Genomic DNA, 14,273 nt, shown 5'->3' on the forward strand with positions numbered 1-14,273 from the left:
CATGCTGCTCAGCCCCGCCATCCTCGCGCTCATCGGCGTCTCCGCGGTGGTGACGGCGCTGCTGCTGCTGGCGGCCGTGTTCGCGGTACGTGTGCTGCGCCATTGGGATATCCGCAGCGGCAGCGAGCTGCAACTGCGCCTGGAGCGCAGCACCTATCTCATCTCCACCCTGGTCACCTTCGCCATCGCCGCCGAGGTGGTGGCGCTGCTGCTGTTCGTCTACAACGCCGAGAGCATGCACACCCAGTTCATCGGTGCCATGTGCGCCACCGGCGTGCTCAACGTCAACGCCTGGGGCTGGCCGGCCCTGCTGCTGAAGATCGCCGTGTTCTTCGCCGGCAGCGTGTGGCTGCTGCTCAACCGGCTGGACAATCAGGGCTACGACTATCCGCTGATCCGCCTCAAGTACGCCCTGCTGCTCATCCTGCTGCCGCTGGTGGCGACGGCGGCCTTCGTGCAGCTGCAGTATTTCCTCAACCTCAACCCGGACGTGATCACCTCCTGCTGCGGCAGCCTGTTCTCACCCGATGCCCAGGGCGTGGCGGCCGAGGTCTCCGCTGTGGCACCGCGCGATGCCATGCTGGCGCTGTACGGCAGCGGTGCCCTGGTGCTCGCCAGTGGCGCCGTTTACCTGTGGCGCCGCCGCTTTGCCACATGGTTCGCCGCCAGCGCCGCCATCGCCTTTCCCGTGGCGCTGGTGGCCATCGTCTCCTGCATCGCGCTGTACGTGTACGAACATCCGCACCACCACTGCCCGTTCTGCATTCTGAAAAGCGGCCACGACTACATCGGCTACTGGCTGTACATCCCGCTGTTCATGGCCACCGCACTGGCCCTCGGCGTCGGTGCGCTGGCGCCGTGGCGCGACATCGCAAGCCTGCGTGCCGCCGTCGCCGCCGATGCGCGCCGCTACGCCGCGATCGCCCTGGCCGGCTTCGTGCTGTTCTACGCCGTCGCCACTTTGGCGATCGTGCGTTCCAACCTGACCATGGCGGGGACGTGGTGGTGATGCAGATGCGCACACTTCGTTTTTTGGGTCATCACCTGATCGAGTGGGTTGAATCACCGATTTCTCATCTGAGCGGGGTATAGGTCAAGGCCGCCGAGATGGAAGTAGATGGCAGTACGGAAACGCTCCCGATTGCGGAACCCCCGCGCCCGGTTCTTCATGTGCTGGATGCGGCTGTTGATGCTTTCGGCATGGCCATTGTGTACCTTCAACACCACGGCATTGATGATGCCCCACAGGTGCTTCTTGATCGTTGCGGCGGTTTTCTTCACCGGCTCCAGTCGGCTGCGTACAGCCCAAGACAGCCAGCGCGTCCAGCCCTTGGCCGCCCAGGTGCGGCTGTCGTAGTGCCACAGGCCCATGGCGAATTCCTTGATGGCCCAGGCCCGCGCCGTTTTCAGGCTGCCATCGCGCAGTGCACGAAAGCGGTTCTGCTGCGCACGCGTCATGTTGGCCGGGTTGGTGAGCCAGTCATATTTGCTGCCCTTGAGGCAGTCCTCGCCCACGGCCAACAGGGAGCGATGCTCCTGTCGCCGTACCTTGTCCACCGCATCATTCAGGTACTTGGCGACATGAAACTTGTCGAAGGCGATTTTCTCCCGCGCCTGTGGGATGTGCGCCTCCGTGGCGCTGATATAGGCCGGCCACATGTCCATCGCCACCGCCTTGATGTTGGCCTTCTGCTCATCACTCAGCCCGGCATAGTAGGCCGACAGGCTCTCCGTCTTGCGGTCGTCCGCCACGTGCAGCACGACGCCACGTTCCTGGTCAGTCACCACGGTCACGTACTCGTGGCGCCGGGCGAAGGCGGTCTCGTCCACGCTCAAGTATTCCGGCGCTTGGCTCTCACGGCGGGACAGCCCGCGCTTCACCGCGCGCTGCATCACTCTGTCGATGGCGCCCCAACTCAGCTTCAATTGTCGCGCCACCGCCTGCGTGCTCGCCTCCTTCAGCCAGTCAATGAGCAGCGCCTCGAACAGCGCCGTGAAACCCGAACCCGGTTCTGCCCACGGGACCGCCACCGTGACCACCCCGTGCTCTGCACATTGCACCCGCGGCACGTCCGCTTCCAGCACCGTCTTGTACTGGCAGGTGTCCAGATGGCGCCATTGCCGACGCCTGCTGTCGTAGCCGGGGCTGGGGCGTCCACAGTGCGGACAGCTCCACGTCACTCCCGGCTCCGGGACCACGTGAATCCGAACCTCCTCGGCATCACGCAGCAACTGCACATCGGCCACCTTCCACGGCGACCGTAAGCCAAGAATCTGGGCGTATAGGTCTATGTCTCTCATGACTCAACAGGGTAAGCTACCCACTCGATACGGGGAAGAGCCACGCAGGGTCATCACCTAATCGAGTGGGTTGAATCACCGATTTCTCATCTGAGCGGGGTATAGGTCAAGGCCGCCGAGATGGAAGTAGATGGCAGTACGGAAACGCTCCCGATTGCGGAACCCCCGCGCCCGGTTCTTCATGTGCTGGATGCGGCTGTTGATGCTTTCGGCATGGCCATTGTGTACCTTCAACACCACGGCATTGATGATGCCCCACAGGTGCTTCTTGATCGTTGCGGCGGTTTTCTTCACCGGCTCCAGTCGGCTGCGTACAGCCCAAGACAGCCAGCGCGTCCAGCCCTTGGCCGCCCAGGTGCGGCTGTCGTAGTGCCACAGGCCCATGGCGAATTCCTTGATGGCCCAGGCCCGCGCCGTTTTCAGGCTGCCATCGCGCAGTGCACGAAAGCGGTTCTGCTGCGCACGCGTCATGTTGGCCGGGTTGGTGAGCCAGTCATATTTGCTGCCCTTGAGGCAGTCCTCGCCCACGGCCAACAGGGAGCGATGCTCCTGTCGCCGTACCTTGTCCACCGCATCATTCAGGTACTTGGCGACATGAAACTTGTCGAAGGCGATTTTCTCCCGCGCCTGTGGGATGTGCGCCTCCGTGGCGCTGATATAGGCCGGCCACATGTCCATCGCCACCGCCTTGATGTTGGCCTTCTGCTCATCACTCAGCCCGGCATAGTAGGCCGACAGGCTCTCCGTCTTGCGGTCGTCCGCCACGTGCAGCACGACGCCACGTTCCTGGTCAGTCACCACGGTCACGTACTCGTGGCGCCGGGCGAAGGCGGTCTCGTCCACGCTCAAGTATTCCGGCGCTTGGCTCTCACGTCGGGACAGCCCGCGCTTCACCGCGCGCTGCATCACTCTGTCGATGGCGCCCCAACTCAGCTTCAATTGTCGCGCCACCGCCTGCGTGCTCGCCTCCTTCAGCCAGTCAATGAGCAGCGCCTCGAACAGCGCCGTGAAACCCGAACCCGGTTCTGCCCACGGGACCGCCACCGTGACCACCCCGTGCTCTGCACATTGCACCCGCGGCACGTCCGCTTCCAGCACCGTCTTGTACTGGCAGGTGTCCAGATGGCGCCATTGCCGACGCCTGCTGTCGTAGCCGGGGCTGGGGCGTCCACAGTGCGGACAGCTCCACGTCACTCCCGGCTCCGGGACCACGTGAATCCGAACCTCCTCGGCATCACGCAGCAACTGCACATCGGCCACCTTCCACGGCGACCGTAAGCCAAGAATCTGGGCGTATAGGTCTATGTCTCTCATGACTCAACAGGGTAAGCTACCCACTCGATACGGGGAAGAGCCCGTTTTTTCTCCTCCCCCACGACAGTGGGGGAGGCCGGGAGGGGGCTTGCATCGGCACCGCAGATGGCCCCTGGAGATGCACACTGCACAAAGCGAGTTACGTCATGACCAGGGCCGCACTGATCCTTGTTCTCTCTCTGCTCCTCGCCGCTTGCAGCAGCGACACGCCGCAACTCGCCAACGGCTCATCCGCACCAGGCTTCACCGTGCCGCGCCTGGAAGGCGGCACCGCCACCTTCCCCGACGACTTCCGCGGCAAGGTGGTGGCGATCCGCTTCTGGGCCGACTGGTGCCCGTTCTGCAAGGACGAAATGATGGCCCTGGAGCCGGTGTATCAGCGCCTGCATGGTGAAGGCCTGCACATCCTGGCGGTGAACGTGCGGCAGGATGCCGACACCGCCGGTAACTTCGTGCGCAAACTCGGCATCAGCTACGAAACCCTGCTCGACGTGTCCGGCGAGGTGGCACGCAGCTATGGCGTGCAGGGACTGCCGACGACCTTCTTCATTGACCGCAGCGGCAAACTGCATGCGCGCATCCTCGGCGAATCCACACCCGAGGTCACCGAGCGCATCGTGCGCGAGATGCTGGCCAAGCAATGAACGGCGAATTCACCTATGCCCTGGCCTTCATGACCGGCCTGCTCGGCGCCGGCCACTGCCTCGGCATGTGCAGCGGCCTCGCCGGCGGCCTCGCCGTGCATCAGAGTCACTGGCGCAAGCCGCTGCCGCTGCTTGGTTATCACGGCAGCCGCATCGCCGTGTACGTCGTGCTCGGCGCGCTGGGTGCGGCACTGGGCAGAACGCTGGTACAGACCGGCGCACTGGGCAAGTTTCAGGGCCAGCTCATCATCCTTGCCGGCGCCGTCATCATCGTCCTCGGGCTCGGCATCGCCGGGTTGCTGCCGAAACTCGCACCGCGCCGCTGCCCGCCAGGGACACCCTCGCAGCCGCCGCACCGCATGGCGCGGTGGCATAAACAACTGGCGCCGATTATTGCCGGTGTCGTCAATGGACTGGTGCCGTGCAGCCTGGTGTTTTCCGTGGCGCTACGCGCCACCGCCACCGCCGATCCAATGCAGGCCGGACTGCTGATGCTGTGCTTCGGCCTCGGCACCTTGCCGGCGATGGGTGCCGTAACGGCACTGAGCGGTCACATCGGCTGCCGCGCCCACGGCATCGCCCAGCGCCTCGCCGGTGTCGCTGTCATCGCGCTCGGCGCCTGGACCGTATACGAAGGCGTGATCTTCTACCAGGTGATGAGCGGCCTGGCGAACTGACTTAGTTGGACCAACGTAGCAACACTCAAGGAGAGCAACATGACTGACAAATTGACCCGCAGAAACGTACTCAAGGCACTGGGGCTGGGCACCCTGGCCGGCCTCACCTTCACCCGCACCGCCAACGCGATGTCGAACACCGACGGCACGCCGATGCAGTTCATCCCCAAGACCGCACCCGACGCCAATCCGCTGGAAAACGAACTCAGCAAGTATCCCAAATGCCCCTACTGCGGCATGGATCGCACCCAGTGGCATCACAGCCGCCACCTGGTGCACTACGAGGATGATCTGGTCGACGGCACCTGCTCGCTGCACTGCGCCGCTCTCAGCCTGTCCATCAACCTCGATCGCGGCCCCAAGGCGATCTACGCCGCCGATTTCGGCTCCGGCGACAAGATCAAGCCGCTGATCAACGTCGACCAGGCCACCTACCTCATCGGCTCCCAACTGCCCGGCACCATGAGCAAGACCAGCAAGATGGCCTTCGCCTCCGCCGACGCCGCCAAGGCCGCGCAGAAGGAAAACGGCGGCGAGCTCGGTGACTTCAACGCCGCACTGCGCCAGAGCTACCTCAACATGGCCGAAGACACCATCATGATCCGCGCCCGCCGCGCCGAGCGCCGCAAGAAGATGATGATGGACCAGCAGCACAAGATGTAATGCACCCAACTCCTCCCCCGCGGCAGTTGGGGAGGCTGGGAAGTAAGAATCTCCTCCCCCACGACAGTGGGGGAGGCTGGAAGGGGGCGCCGGGGCTGACGCCATGCCCATCCCCCTCCCCGCTTCTCTCCAGAGGGAGTTTTCACGGAAACAGAACGTAAACGCGACGCCAGACTGATTTCTGCATATCGACAGCAACAACAGGGCGCGCAATGCGCACCCTACACACCGGAACCGCCACCATGCACACCACCAAACACAGACTCGCCGCCCTGCTGCTGCTCACCCTGGCCACCGGCCTCGCCCACGGCGGCGAATTGAATCTCCCCAGCCCCGGGCCCAAGGACACCTGCCCGGTGTGCGGCATGTTCGTCGCGCTGTATCCCGAATGGATCGCCACCGTGCTCTACCAGGACGGCCACGCCCACCACTTCGACGGCGCCAAGGACCTGTTCAAATACCTGCTCGACCTGCCGCACTGGGCCCCCGGCCATCGCTTGGATGACATCCAGGCCATCGGCGTCACCGAATACTACGGCCTCACCCGCATCGACGCCCGCAGCGCCTGGTATGTCATCGGCTCCGACACCCTCGGCCCCATGGGTCACGAACTGGTGCCGCTCGCCACCCAGGAGGACGCCGAGGAATTCATGAAAGACCACGCCGGCAAGCGCATCCTGCGCTTCGACGACGTGAAGATGGGACTGCTGAAGGATCTGGATGCGGGGAAGTTTTAAGCCCTGTGGGGTCAGATTCCTCAGGAACATGGTGTATACCGTCCCCAGGTTGCGATATACGCCATTGGAGTATATGCTTTAGCGCATGATCACGGTGGCGGAAACCGCGCCTTTCCAAAGGAAGATCAGTTCGTTGCTCACGGAGGAGGAACGCGCTGACCTGATCGCTTATCTCGCCGAACACCCTAACGCTGGCGTGCTGCTGCAAGGCACAGGCGGTATCAGGAAACTACGCTGGGGCCGTCAGGGCGGAGGCAAACGCGGTGGCATACGCGTGATCTACTTTGTCTACAATACCGACATGCCGCTCTATCTGCTGGCCGCATTCGGCAAAAACGAAAAGGCGAACATCTCTGCGGAAGAACGCAACATGCTCGCCAAAGCGGTCACGGATTTGGTGGATTACTGGAAACAAAGAAATGCGCAAGGCTTACACTGACATCTCTGCCGGTCTGAATGACGCCATTGCCCATGCCAAGGGTGAACGTTCCGGTGTGGCGGAACATCGTCACGAACCGTTGGACGTGAAAGCCATTCGGGAAAAGACCGGCATGAGCCAGCAGCGTTTCTGCGCCACCTTCGGCATTTCCCTGGGCACACTCCGGCACTGGGAGCAGGGCCTGCGCACACCACGCGGCACCGCAAGGGTACTGCTCAAGATCGTGGCTCAGAACCCCAAGGCCGTTATCAAGGCCGCCTCCGAATAGGCTGACTCATTCGGCTTACAGCGGCATATATCCGGATAACCGTGGCCTGCCCCCGGTTATTTATCTACGTGTGAGTTCGGGAGTTCGGGGTCAGAGTAAAAATTCCCAGTTATCGACGAACAAACGGGCATCCCTGCCCGCCACTGCTCAATACCCCCGGCTGGTATGACCTTCGCCCAGCTGCTCATCACTGATCACCGCCCACAGCATGCGCGCCATGGTCTCCGGCGCAATGATGGTGTGACGGTTGCCGGTGGCCTGCATCTTGGCGCGCAGGTCTTTGCGTACTTCGGGGTTGCCGGTGAGATCGAAGATCACATCCACTGCTCCGCCGAGGGCGACGATTTCATCGGTGGTCTTGATGGGTATGCCGGCGGCCTGGGCGCGCTGCTTGCCCGGAGTGTCGGAGTTCTGCGCGGCGCAGACGATGCGGATGCCGCGCTCGCGCAGGCGCAGCATTTGGTCGAGAAAGCGGCCGCCGATTTCACCCAGGCCGACGATGGCGATGTCGGCAACGGTTACGCTGCTTTGGGTCATTGTTCTTCTCTCCTTTGGTGTTTGTTGTTGTAGTGCCTTCGGAGCATAACCAATCAGATCGCGTAGTGGAAATGCCGCATATCGAAACACAGCGGAGTGGTCAGGCATGCATCATCACCACACCGAGCCCCGCAAGTCCCCTCCCCGGCCCTCCCCCAAGTCTGGGGAGGGAGACATGCGCCAGGGCAGAGTTACAGCGGTAGTCGAATGGTGACCAGCAGACCACCGTCAGGATGGTTTTCGGCACTGACGCTGCCGCCGTGGGCCTGGACGGCGCGGCCGGTGATGGCGAGGCCGAGGCCATAGCCGCCGCCGGCGCGTTCGCGCGCCTCGCCGACGCGGGTGAAGGGTTCGAACATGCGACCGATGGCCTCCTGTGGCACGCCGCCACCGTGATCGCGCACGGTGATGACTGCCGCGTTGTTCGCGCTGTGCAGTTCGACCGTCACCGTCGTTCCCGGCGCGGTGTGGCGTACGGCATTGCGCACGACGTTTTCGATGGCGGAGCGCAGCAGCACCGGATCGCCGGCCAGGGTGGCGGCGTCGTTGGCGCCAAGGTCCACGCTGCATCCCCTGGCCTCGGCCTCGAAGTCGGCATCGGTGACGATCTGCTGCATCAGCTCGTGCAACGCCACCTCGCGCCGTTCCAGCACCGACTGCCCCGACTCCAGCCGCGCCAACGACAGCACGTCGGCGATCAATGCCTCCAGTTCGTCGGCTTCCTTGGCGATGCGCTGCAATGACTTTTCCTTGTCGCGCTCGGCCAGTTCCAGCGCGATGCGCAGACGCGCCAGCGGCGAGCGCAGTTCGTGGGAGACATCGCGCAGCAGGCGCTTCTGCGCGTCGAGCAGGTCGCGCAGGTGATCGGTCATTTGATCGAAGTCGCGCGCCAGCGCCTCCACCTCGTCGCCGCCGGGGCGACCGACACGCACGGAGAGATCGCCGGCGGCCAGGGCCTGGGCGGCGCGGCGCAGGCGGCGCAGGCGGCGCGTGAGCAGGGCGGCAAGGCCATAGCTCACCAGGCCGGTCACGCTGGCCGCGATCAGCAGGCGCAGCCACCACGGCGTCAGCGGCAGTTGTCCCGGCTCCAGCTCCTGCACCAGAAATACCGGCGGCTCCACGTGCGGCAGCGCCGCCGCCAGGATCACGCGGCCCCGTCCGGCCGGATGCACGCCCGGCGTGATCACCTGCGGCAGGCGCGGATGGCGCGGCATGTGCGGGCGCAGGACCGGCTCGCCGCTTGCATCGAGCAGGCGCAGGCTGTCGGGCTGGCTGCGCAGCCAGCGCGCGGCGGCCATCATGCCGCCCTCCTGCCACAGCGCCGCCGCCGTCACGGCCTTGCCCTCCAGCTCACGCTGCGCGTCGGCGATCACCTCGCCGCCGAACAGGCGCGACACGCCGAACAACGTAAAGCCGAGCAGCACGGCGGCCAGCCAGAAGGCGAGGAAGATCTTGGTGAACAGGGAATTCATCAGCGCGCCACGTATTGATAGCCGGCGCCGCGCACCGTCTGGATACGTGCACTGCCGTCGGGCAGCGGACCGAGCTTGCGGCGGATCTGCGCCATGTGGGTTTCGATGCGGCGGTCGAAGGCCTGCAGCGCGCGGCCGAGACCGTCCTCGGCCAGCACGTCACGCGACACCACATGGCCGGCATGGCGCAGCAGCAGGGCGAGCAGATTGAACTCGGCGCCGGTCAGCACCACCTCGCTGCCGCCGACGCTGACGCGGCGTCCGGCCTCGTCGAGAACGACATCACCGACACGCAGCACACCAGCAGCCGCATCCTCACCCTTCCGCCGCAACAGCGCGCGTAACCGCGCCACCAGCACACGCGGGCTGACCGGCTTGGCCACATAATCATCGGCACCCAGCTCCAGGCCGAGCACGGTGTCGGTGTCCTCGCCGCGCGCGGTGAGCATCAGCACCGGCGTCGCAGTCTTCGGCTTGATGCGCTTGAGCACATCGAAGCCGTTCATGCCGGGCAGCATCACGTCGAGGATGATGGCGTCCCACTCGCCGGCGATGGCGAGCGCCTCGCCCTGCACGCCGTCATGCACCGCCTGCACGGCAAAGCCCTCGCCGGCCAGGTATTCGGCCAGCAACTCGCACAGCGCCTCGTCATCGTCGATCAGCAGGATTTTTGACATCGTGGTTCGCCGCTAAACCTACGCGTCCTTCTTCGGTAGGGCCGGCTTCAGCCGGCCAGGCCGGTCGAAACCGGCCCTGCCATGTTTTGAATTGTCCTCTCCTGCATCACGTCGCGAAAGGCACATCACGCCTGCCTTTGCACTTCTTTGCACTCCCTTGCGTGTCTCCACCCAACTGCAACCGGCGCGGGGCTATCGTTTGCTCACCCTGATATCGCAGGCAGACCAATAACCCAAGGAGACAGCATCATGAAGCGTACCAACAAAATTCTCGTCACCGTACTGGCCGGCTCCCTGCTGCTCGGCGGCGGCGCCGCCCTCGCCTTCGGCGGCCATCCCGGCATGGACGGCTGCGACCGCGGCGGCATGATGTCGCTGCGCGGCATGCCGCAGATCGACAACCTGACCGACGCACAGCGCAGCCAGCTCGACACGCTGCGCAAGGAACAGCGCGACGCCATGCGCAAGCAGATGGATGCCATGAGCGACGCCCGCGATGAACTGCGCACTGCCCTGGACAAGGGCGCCGATACCGCCACCATCCGCAAGCTGGCCGAAAAACAGGCGGCCCAGATCGCCAACATGATCGTGGCCCGTGCCGAGATGCAGCAGAGGCTTGAGGCGATCCTGACCCCCGAACAACGCGCCCAGTTCAGGGAACAGGCCCAGCAGCGTTTCGGCGGCATGGGCCAGCCGCGCCACGGCTGGTAACCCTCCGCACCCCCGTCGCCGGGCCCCACGGGCCCGGCTTTTTTTCGCCCTTCACGCCTCCCGTGGCGTAGGAACGGGGCTGGACATAGTCCCGGGCATGGCCGACCCTACGGGGGACCTCGCGCCATCAGGACTGCCTCAAAATTGGGTAATCCCTTCAGCAGAGGCCAGTAAATGATCAATGTCAGTTTCTCTTATGCCGAATCGCAGCATTTACTTGATCGAGGTCAATGACTGAATATCTGTAATCGCTAATATTCTTATTCACCAACGGCGACCAAGGAGGTTCAGCATGTGCATCAAGGCAGGTAAGGACGAACTGGATTCGGTAAAAAACCTGATGAGCATGGCGCTCAAGGCGGTGGTGGCCGAGGCGCTGCAGGTCGAGCTGGATGAGGTGGTGGACGAGGCGCGCCTGGTGGAGGATCTGCACATGGGCGCAGCGGGGGCTGCCGCCCTGCGTGAACTCATCGCCGACACCTTCGACGGCTGCACCGTCGATCCGGCTGCGATACCCACCTACGCCGGGTTGCTGGAGCGCGTGGTGCTGAACGAGTTCCGCGACGTGGAACAGCGCGAGGTATGCGACCTGGCGGCCTGATGGCCTACAGGTCGTACTTGCGCTCCCAGATACTCCCTTCCACGACCCCTCTGGCCAACTTCATCATCGCCAGCAGCTCCGCGGCGGTGAAGTTGGCCATCATCTGCAGCACGTCGCCCGGTGCCAGGCGGCGCTTCTCGATCATCTGATCCATCACCTCCTTGTCGTCCACGCCATCCTCCTGCAACAGAAACGGATTGGCATGCATGGTTTCGATATTCTCGATGCCGAGCGCCCGATCCTGCGCCTTGTATTGCCGTGCGATGTGCTCGTCCTCGAGGGCCAGCAGGAAGGCCTTGTAGAGCGCCCAGGAGTCCGCCGCGGTCAGGCGCGCGACCTTCAGCCAGGCCGCCACATCCGAATCGGCGTCGGCAAACAGCTTTTGCCGCTGCGCATAAAGTTCATCGATGTCTTCCTGCATCGCATGTTCCTGCATGCGGTTCTGGATCTTTTCCGACAGGTCCACGGCGCGCGCCAGGAATATGTGGAGCTTTTTTTGTGCGCTCTGACCGGCTCCTGCTGTCATGTCTTGATTCCTCAGTAGGCAGTGGCACACCAGCGGCGACAAGCCAACCCCAGCCGCCTGCTGCATTACGACTTACAACGCATTACCCAGGAAATCCTCCACCGCACGCGCCACGCTGATCTCGCCGTTCTTCACCGCATCGTGATACTGCTGCATCCACGGCCCGACGAACATGCGGGCGTGGCGCAACTCCTCCAGCATCAGCCGCGTCAGCGGGCCGCCCGCGGCGAGAAAGCCGCTGGCAGCGAAGTCGCGTTCGGTCTGTGCGTAATCATACGCGACGCGCACCACCTCGGCCTGCCAGCGGCGGCCGTCGAAGAGAAAGCGACCGTAGCAGGCGCGGTGGTCCACGTCGAAGGGCGCCCCTACCGAGCCGGTGTTGACCACCAGGGTACCGTCGAACAGGCGCCACAGCGGCTTGTGGGTATGCGAGGTGATGAACAGGTCGCGCCGCTCGCCCAGCTTGGCCGGCAGATCCGCCTCCGCCGTGCGCGCCGAGATGCCGTCGCGGCTGCCCAGACGCGATCCATGGGTGATGTGCAGGGCGCCGCCGTCCAGTTCGGTGAGATCGATGTGGTTGTCCCAGCGGCGCAACTCGGCCACCGCGGCGCCGAGCTGGGCATGGGTCCAGTGGGCGAAGCGGCGCAGGTCGAACAGGGGATGCTCCGGGTCGTAGGCCTTTTCCTCGCACGACAGCACGAAATCCTCGTGGTTGCCGCGCAGAAAGCGGACGGCCGGAAAGCTACGTTGCAGCAGATGCAGGCAGACCAGGCTGTAGGGACCGCGATTGACGAGGTCGCCGTTGACGATCACCTCATCGGGCCGCCAGCGCGTCACATCCTCCAGCACCGCCTCCAGCGCCGGGACATTGCCGTGGATGTCGGAAAGGACCGCAATCTTCATGGTGCAGCGACGTTAACCCGATTGGGGTAGACTTGAACACCCCACACAAAACCACAACAAACACCATGAAACGCTACGTCCTGCTGTTGCTGCTCCTGGCCGCTCCGGCCCTGGCCGACTCCATCGACGAGGCCGCCGCGGCCCTGGATGCCGGCGACCACAGCCGCGCACTGCTGCTGCTGCGCCCGCTGGCGCGCGACGGCAACATGGACGCCCAGTACCTGCTCGGCAGCCTGTACAGCAGCGGCGGCAACGACGTGGCGCAGGATGGCGCGGAGGCGGTCAAGTGGCTGACACGCGCCGCCGAGCAGGGCCACCAGCAGGCGGCCAATACCCTCGGCATGATGTATGTCAGCGGCCTTGGGGTGAAGATGGACGAGACCGAGGCGAAGAAATGGTTCGCCCTCGCCGGCAAGATCGCCGAGGCCAGCAACAAGTCCAGCGATTGCGAATAGTTTTCAGGCATCAAGGTAGGAATCGTATCCGCGATTTGGCGTAGCGGGGTGCGCTATCGCGAATACGATTCGCTCCTACGAAAGGGTATCAGGCCATCAACTGCTTCACCAGCGCCTGCTTGGCCGCCGTCGCCGCGCCGGTGAGGGCGAAGCCGCGCAGCTGCGCGCCGTCGACGAACTCGGCCCGCACACCGTCGGCATCCACCTGCACGCGCCATTCGCCCGGCGCACCCGGCGCCGGCGGCGCCACCACCACCGGACAGGCCGGCGTCTTCACCGCCACCGGCATGGGCGGATAGTTCACCGCCGCCTCACGCCCCGCCAGCACCGCCGCCAGGGTGCGCGCCTGCTCCATCAGCGGCAGCACGAAGGGCCGCACCGTGCCGTTGACCTCGGCGCAGTCGCCCAGCGCGTACACATCCGCTGCACTGGCGCGCAGCTGTACATCCACCACGATGCCGCGATTGACGGCGAGTCCCGCCTGCTGCGCCAGGCGTGTGTCTGCCTGCAGGCCGATGGCGGACAGCACCACATCGGCCTCCACCGCGCTGCCGTCGGCCAGCAACAGACGATAGGCGCTGCCGTTGCGCTCGACGCGCGACACCACGGTGCCGAGATGCCACCCAATACCGATGGCACTCAATGCGCTACGCACCGCGTTGCCCGCCTCACTCGGCAACAGTCGCCCGAGCGGATGCGGGTCGGGGCCGATGATGCTGACCTTATGCCCGGCACCGGCGAGGTCATTGGCGAACTCGCAGCCGATGAGGCCGGGGCCGATCACCGCCACGCGCCGCGGGCCCGGCAACTGCGCATGGAACTGCGCGTAGTCATCCAGGCTGTTCACCGTCAGCACGTCGACCGCGCCATCGCCCTCCAGCGGCAGGCGGATCGGGCGTGCGCCCACGGCGAGCACCAGGCGCGAGTAGGCGATCACCTCGCCATTGGCCGTCACGGTGTGCGCCGTCGTGTCGATGGCTTCCACACGCGTGCGCACCTTGATCACGGCATCGAGGTCGGCGGCCATCTTGGCCGCATCAGCACTCACCAACTCCGCCGGCGTCTTGCCGCGCAGCAGCGCGTTGGACAGCATCGGCTTGGAATAGAAGCCGCCATCGTCCGCCGTGATCATGACCAGCGGCGTGACGCTGTCCAGCTTGCGCAGCTCCCGCGCCAGGGTGTAACCGGCCAGGCCGGTACCGATGATGACGATGGGGTGCATGCCGTTCTCCTGTATCAATTCAGCTATGTCTACAGCGTGCCGTCGTGGGAGCCCGGCTACGCCGGGCGATCGCGGGCTGTCCGGCACCGCTGTCGCCCGATCCATCGGGCTCCCACATCACGGCGC

At 64.7% G+C, this 14,273-nt stretch carries 18 protein-coding genes; 10 read left to right on the plus strand and 8 right to left on the minus strand.

Annotation, left to right across the window (positions count from 1 at the left end; genetic code table 11):
* Position 1 precedes the first annotated feature (1 nt).
* Positions 2–1,009: a hypothetical protein gene (locus EP379_RS15365; RefSeq protein ID WP_127478612.1), complete on the plus strand. Its 1,008-nt coding sequence runs from the start codon at positions 2–4 to the stop codon at positions 1,007–1,009.
* A gap of 53 nt (positions 1,010–1,062) precedes the next feature.
* Here EP379_RS15365 and EP379_RS15370 read toward each other — a convergent pair whose 3' ends face one another.
* On the minus strand, positions 1,063–2,301 hold the full coding sequence (locus EP379_RS15370; RefSeq protein ID WP_127474685.1) for an ISL3 family transposase: 1,239 nt from the start codon (positions 2,299–2,301) through the stop codon (positions 1,063–1,065).
* Between the two features lie 75 nt (positions 2,302–2,376).
* Positions 2,377–3,615, minus strand: coding sequence for an ISL3 family transposase (locus tag EP379_RS15375; RefSeq protein WP_127474685.1), 1,239 nt, complete (start codon positions 3,613–3,615; stop codon positions 2,377–2,379).
* Positions 3,616–3,761: 146 nt separating this feature from the next.
* Here EP379_RS15375 and EP379_RS15380 point away from each other — a divergent pair, with 146 nt between their 5' ends.
* The 6 genes from EP379_RS15380 to EP379_RS15405 all read left to right on the plus strand — a co-directional run bounded on the left by EP379_RS15380 (position 3,762) and on the right by EP379_RS15405 (position 7,043).
* Entirely contained in the window at positions 3,762–4,259 is a 498-nt protein-coding gene (locus tag EP379_RS15380) for a TlpA family protein disulfide reductase (protein WP_127478613.1), read from the plus strand.
* The gene (locus EP379_RS15385; RefSeq protein WP_127478614.1) at positions 4,256–4,936 is read left to right on the plus strand and encodes a sulfite exporter TauE/SafE family protein; all 681 of its coding nucleotides are present in this window, start codon (positions 4,256–4,258) and stop codon (positions 4,934–4,936) included. Before EP379_RS15380 ends, EP379_RS15385 begins: the two co-directional genes overlap by 4 nt.
* Before the next feature lie 39 nt (positions 4,937–4,975).
* On the plus strand, positions 4,976–5,599 hold the full coding sequence (locus EP379_RS15390) for a nitrous oxide reductase accessory protein NosL (protein ID WP_127478615.1): 624 nt from the start codon (positions 4,976–4,978) through the stop codon (positions 5,597–5,599).
* Positions 5,600–5,841: 242 nt separating this feature from the next.
* Positions 5,842–6,336 (plus strand): nitrous oxide reductase accessory protein NosL, encoded by a 495-nt coding sequence (locus EP379_RS15395; protein WP_127478616.1) that lies wholly within the window; start codon positions 5,842–5,844, stop codon positions 6,334–6,336.
* 85 nt (positions 6,337–6,421) lie between these two features.
* Positions 6,422–6,775 carry a type II toxin-antitoxin system RelE/ParE family toxin gene (locus EP379_RS15400; RefSeq protein WP_127478617.1) on the plus strand — a complete coding sequence of 118 codons (354 nt, stop codon included), beginning with the start codon at positions 6,422–6,424 and terminating at the stop codon, positions 6,773–6,775.
* Complete coding sequence (locus EP379_RS15405) at positions 6,756–7,043, plus strand: helix-turn-helix domain-containing protein (RefSeq protein WP_127478618.1); 288 nt, start codon at positions 6,756–6,758, stop codon at positions 7,041–7,043. The genes EP379_RS15400 and EP379_RS15405 overlap by 20 nt, the downstream gene beginning before the upstream one ends.
* Positions 7,044–7,190: 147 nt before the next feature.
* On the opposite strand, the gene EP379_RS15410 is transcribed toward EP379_RS15405, so the two are convergent.
* The 3 genes from EP379_RS15410 to EP379_RS15420 all read right to left on the minus strand — a co-directional run bounded on the left by EP379_RS15410 (position 7,191) and on the right by EP379_RS15420 (position 9,729).
* Entirely contained in the window at positions 7,191–7,580 is a 390-nt protein-coding gene (locus EP379_RS15410) for an MDR/zinc-dependent alcohol dehydrogenase-like family protein (protein WP_127478619.1), read from the minus strand.
* Positions 7,581–7,771: 191 nt separating this feature from the next.
* On the minus strand, positions 7,772–9,052 hold the full coding sequence (locus tag EP379_RS15415) for an ATP-binding protein (RefSeq protein ID WP_127478620.1): 1,281 nt from the start codon (positions 9,050–9,052) through the stop codon (positions 7,772–7,774).
* A complete protein-coding gene (locus EP379_RS15420; RefSeq protein WP_127478621.1) occupies positions 9,052–9,729 on the minus strand; it encodes a response regulator transcription factor in 678 nt (225 codons plus the stop codon). Before EP379_RS15420 ends, EP379_RS15415 begins: the two co-directional genes overlap by 1 nt.
* 249 nt (positions 9,730–9,978) lie before the next feature.
* Between EP379_RS15420 and EP379_RS15425 the strand changes: the two genes are divergently transcribed.
* Positions 9,979–10,440 carry a Spy/CpxP family protein refolding chaperone gene (locus EP379_RS15425; RefSeq protein WP_127478622.1) on the plus strand — a complete coding sequence of 154 codons (462 nt, stop codon included), beginning with the start codon at positions 9,979–9,981 and terminating at the stop codon, positions 10,438–10,440.
* A 292-nt stretch (positions 10,441–10,732) separates the two neighbouring features.
* Entirely contained in the window at positions 10,733–11,041 is a 309-nt protein-coding gene (locus EP379_RS15430; protein ID WP_127478623.1) for a hypothetical protein, read from the plus strand.
* Positions 11,042–11,045: 4 nt separating this feature from the next.
* On the opposite strand, the gene EP379_RS15435 is transcribed toward EP379_RS15430, so the two are convergent.
* On the minus strand, positions 11,046–11,567 hold the full coding sequence (locus tag EP379_RS15435; protein WP_127478624.1) for a hypothetical protein: 522 nt from the start codon (positions 11,565–11,567) through the stop codon (positions 11,046–11,048).
* A gap of 72 nt (positions 11,568–11,639) precedes the next feature.
* Complete coding sequence (locus EP379_RS15440; RefSeq protein WP_127478625.1) at positions 11,640–12,470, minus strand: metallophosphoesterase family protein; 831 nt, start codon at positions 12,468–12,470, stop codon at positions 11,640–11,642.
* Positions 12,471–12,535: 65 nt separating this feature from the next.
* Between EP379_RS15440 and EP379_RS15445 the strand changes: the two genes are divergently transcribed.
* A complete protein-coding gene (locus EP379_RS15445) occupies positions 12,536–12,925 on the plus strand; it encodes a tetratricopeptide repeat protein (protein ID WP_127478626.1) in 390 nt (129 codons plus the stop codon).
* Positions 12,926–13,013: 88 nt separating this feature from the next.
* On the opposite strand, the gene EP379_RS15450 is transcribed toward EP379_RS15445, so the two are convergent.
* Positions 13,014–14,147, minus strand: coding sequence for an FAD-dependent oxidoreductase (locus tag EP379_RS15450; RefSeq protein WP_127478627.1), 1,134 nt, complete (start codon positions 14,145–14,147; stop codon positions 13,014–13,016).
* Positions 14,148–14,273: the final 126 nt, after the last annotated feature.

It is taken from the genome of Sulfurivermis fontis (assembly GCF_004001245.1).
Classification (GTDB): Bacteria; Pseudomonadota; Gammaproteobacteria; order Thiohalomonadales; family Thiohalomonadaceae; genus Sulfurivermis; species Sulfurivermis fontis.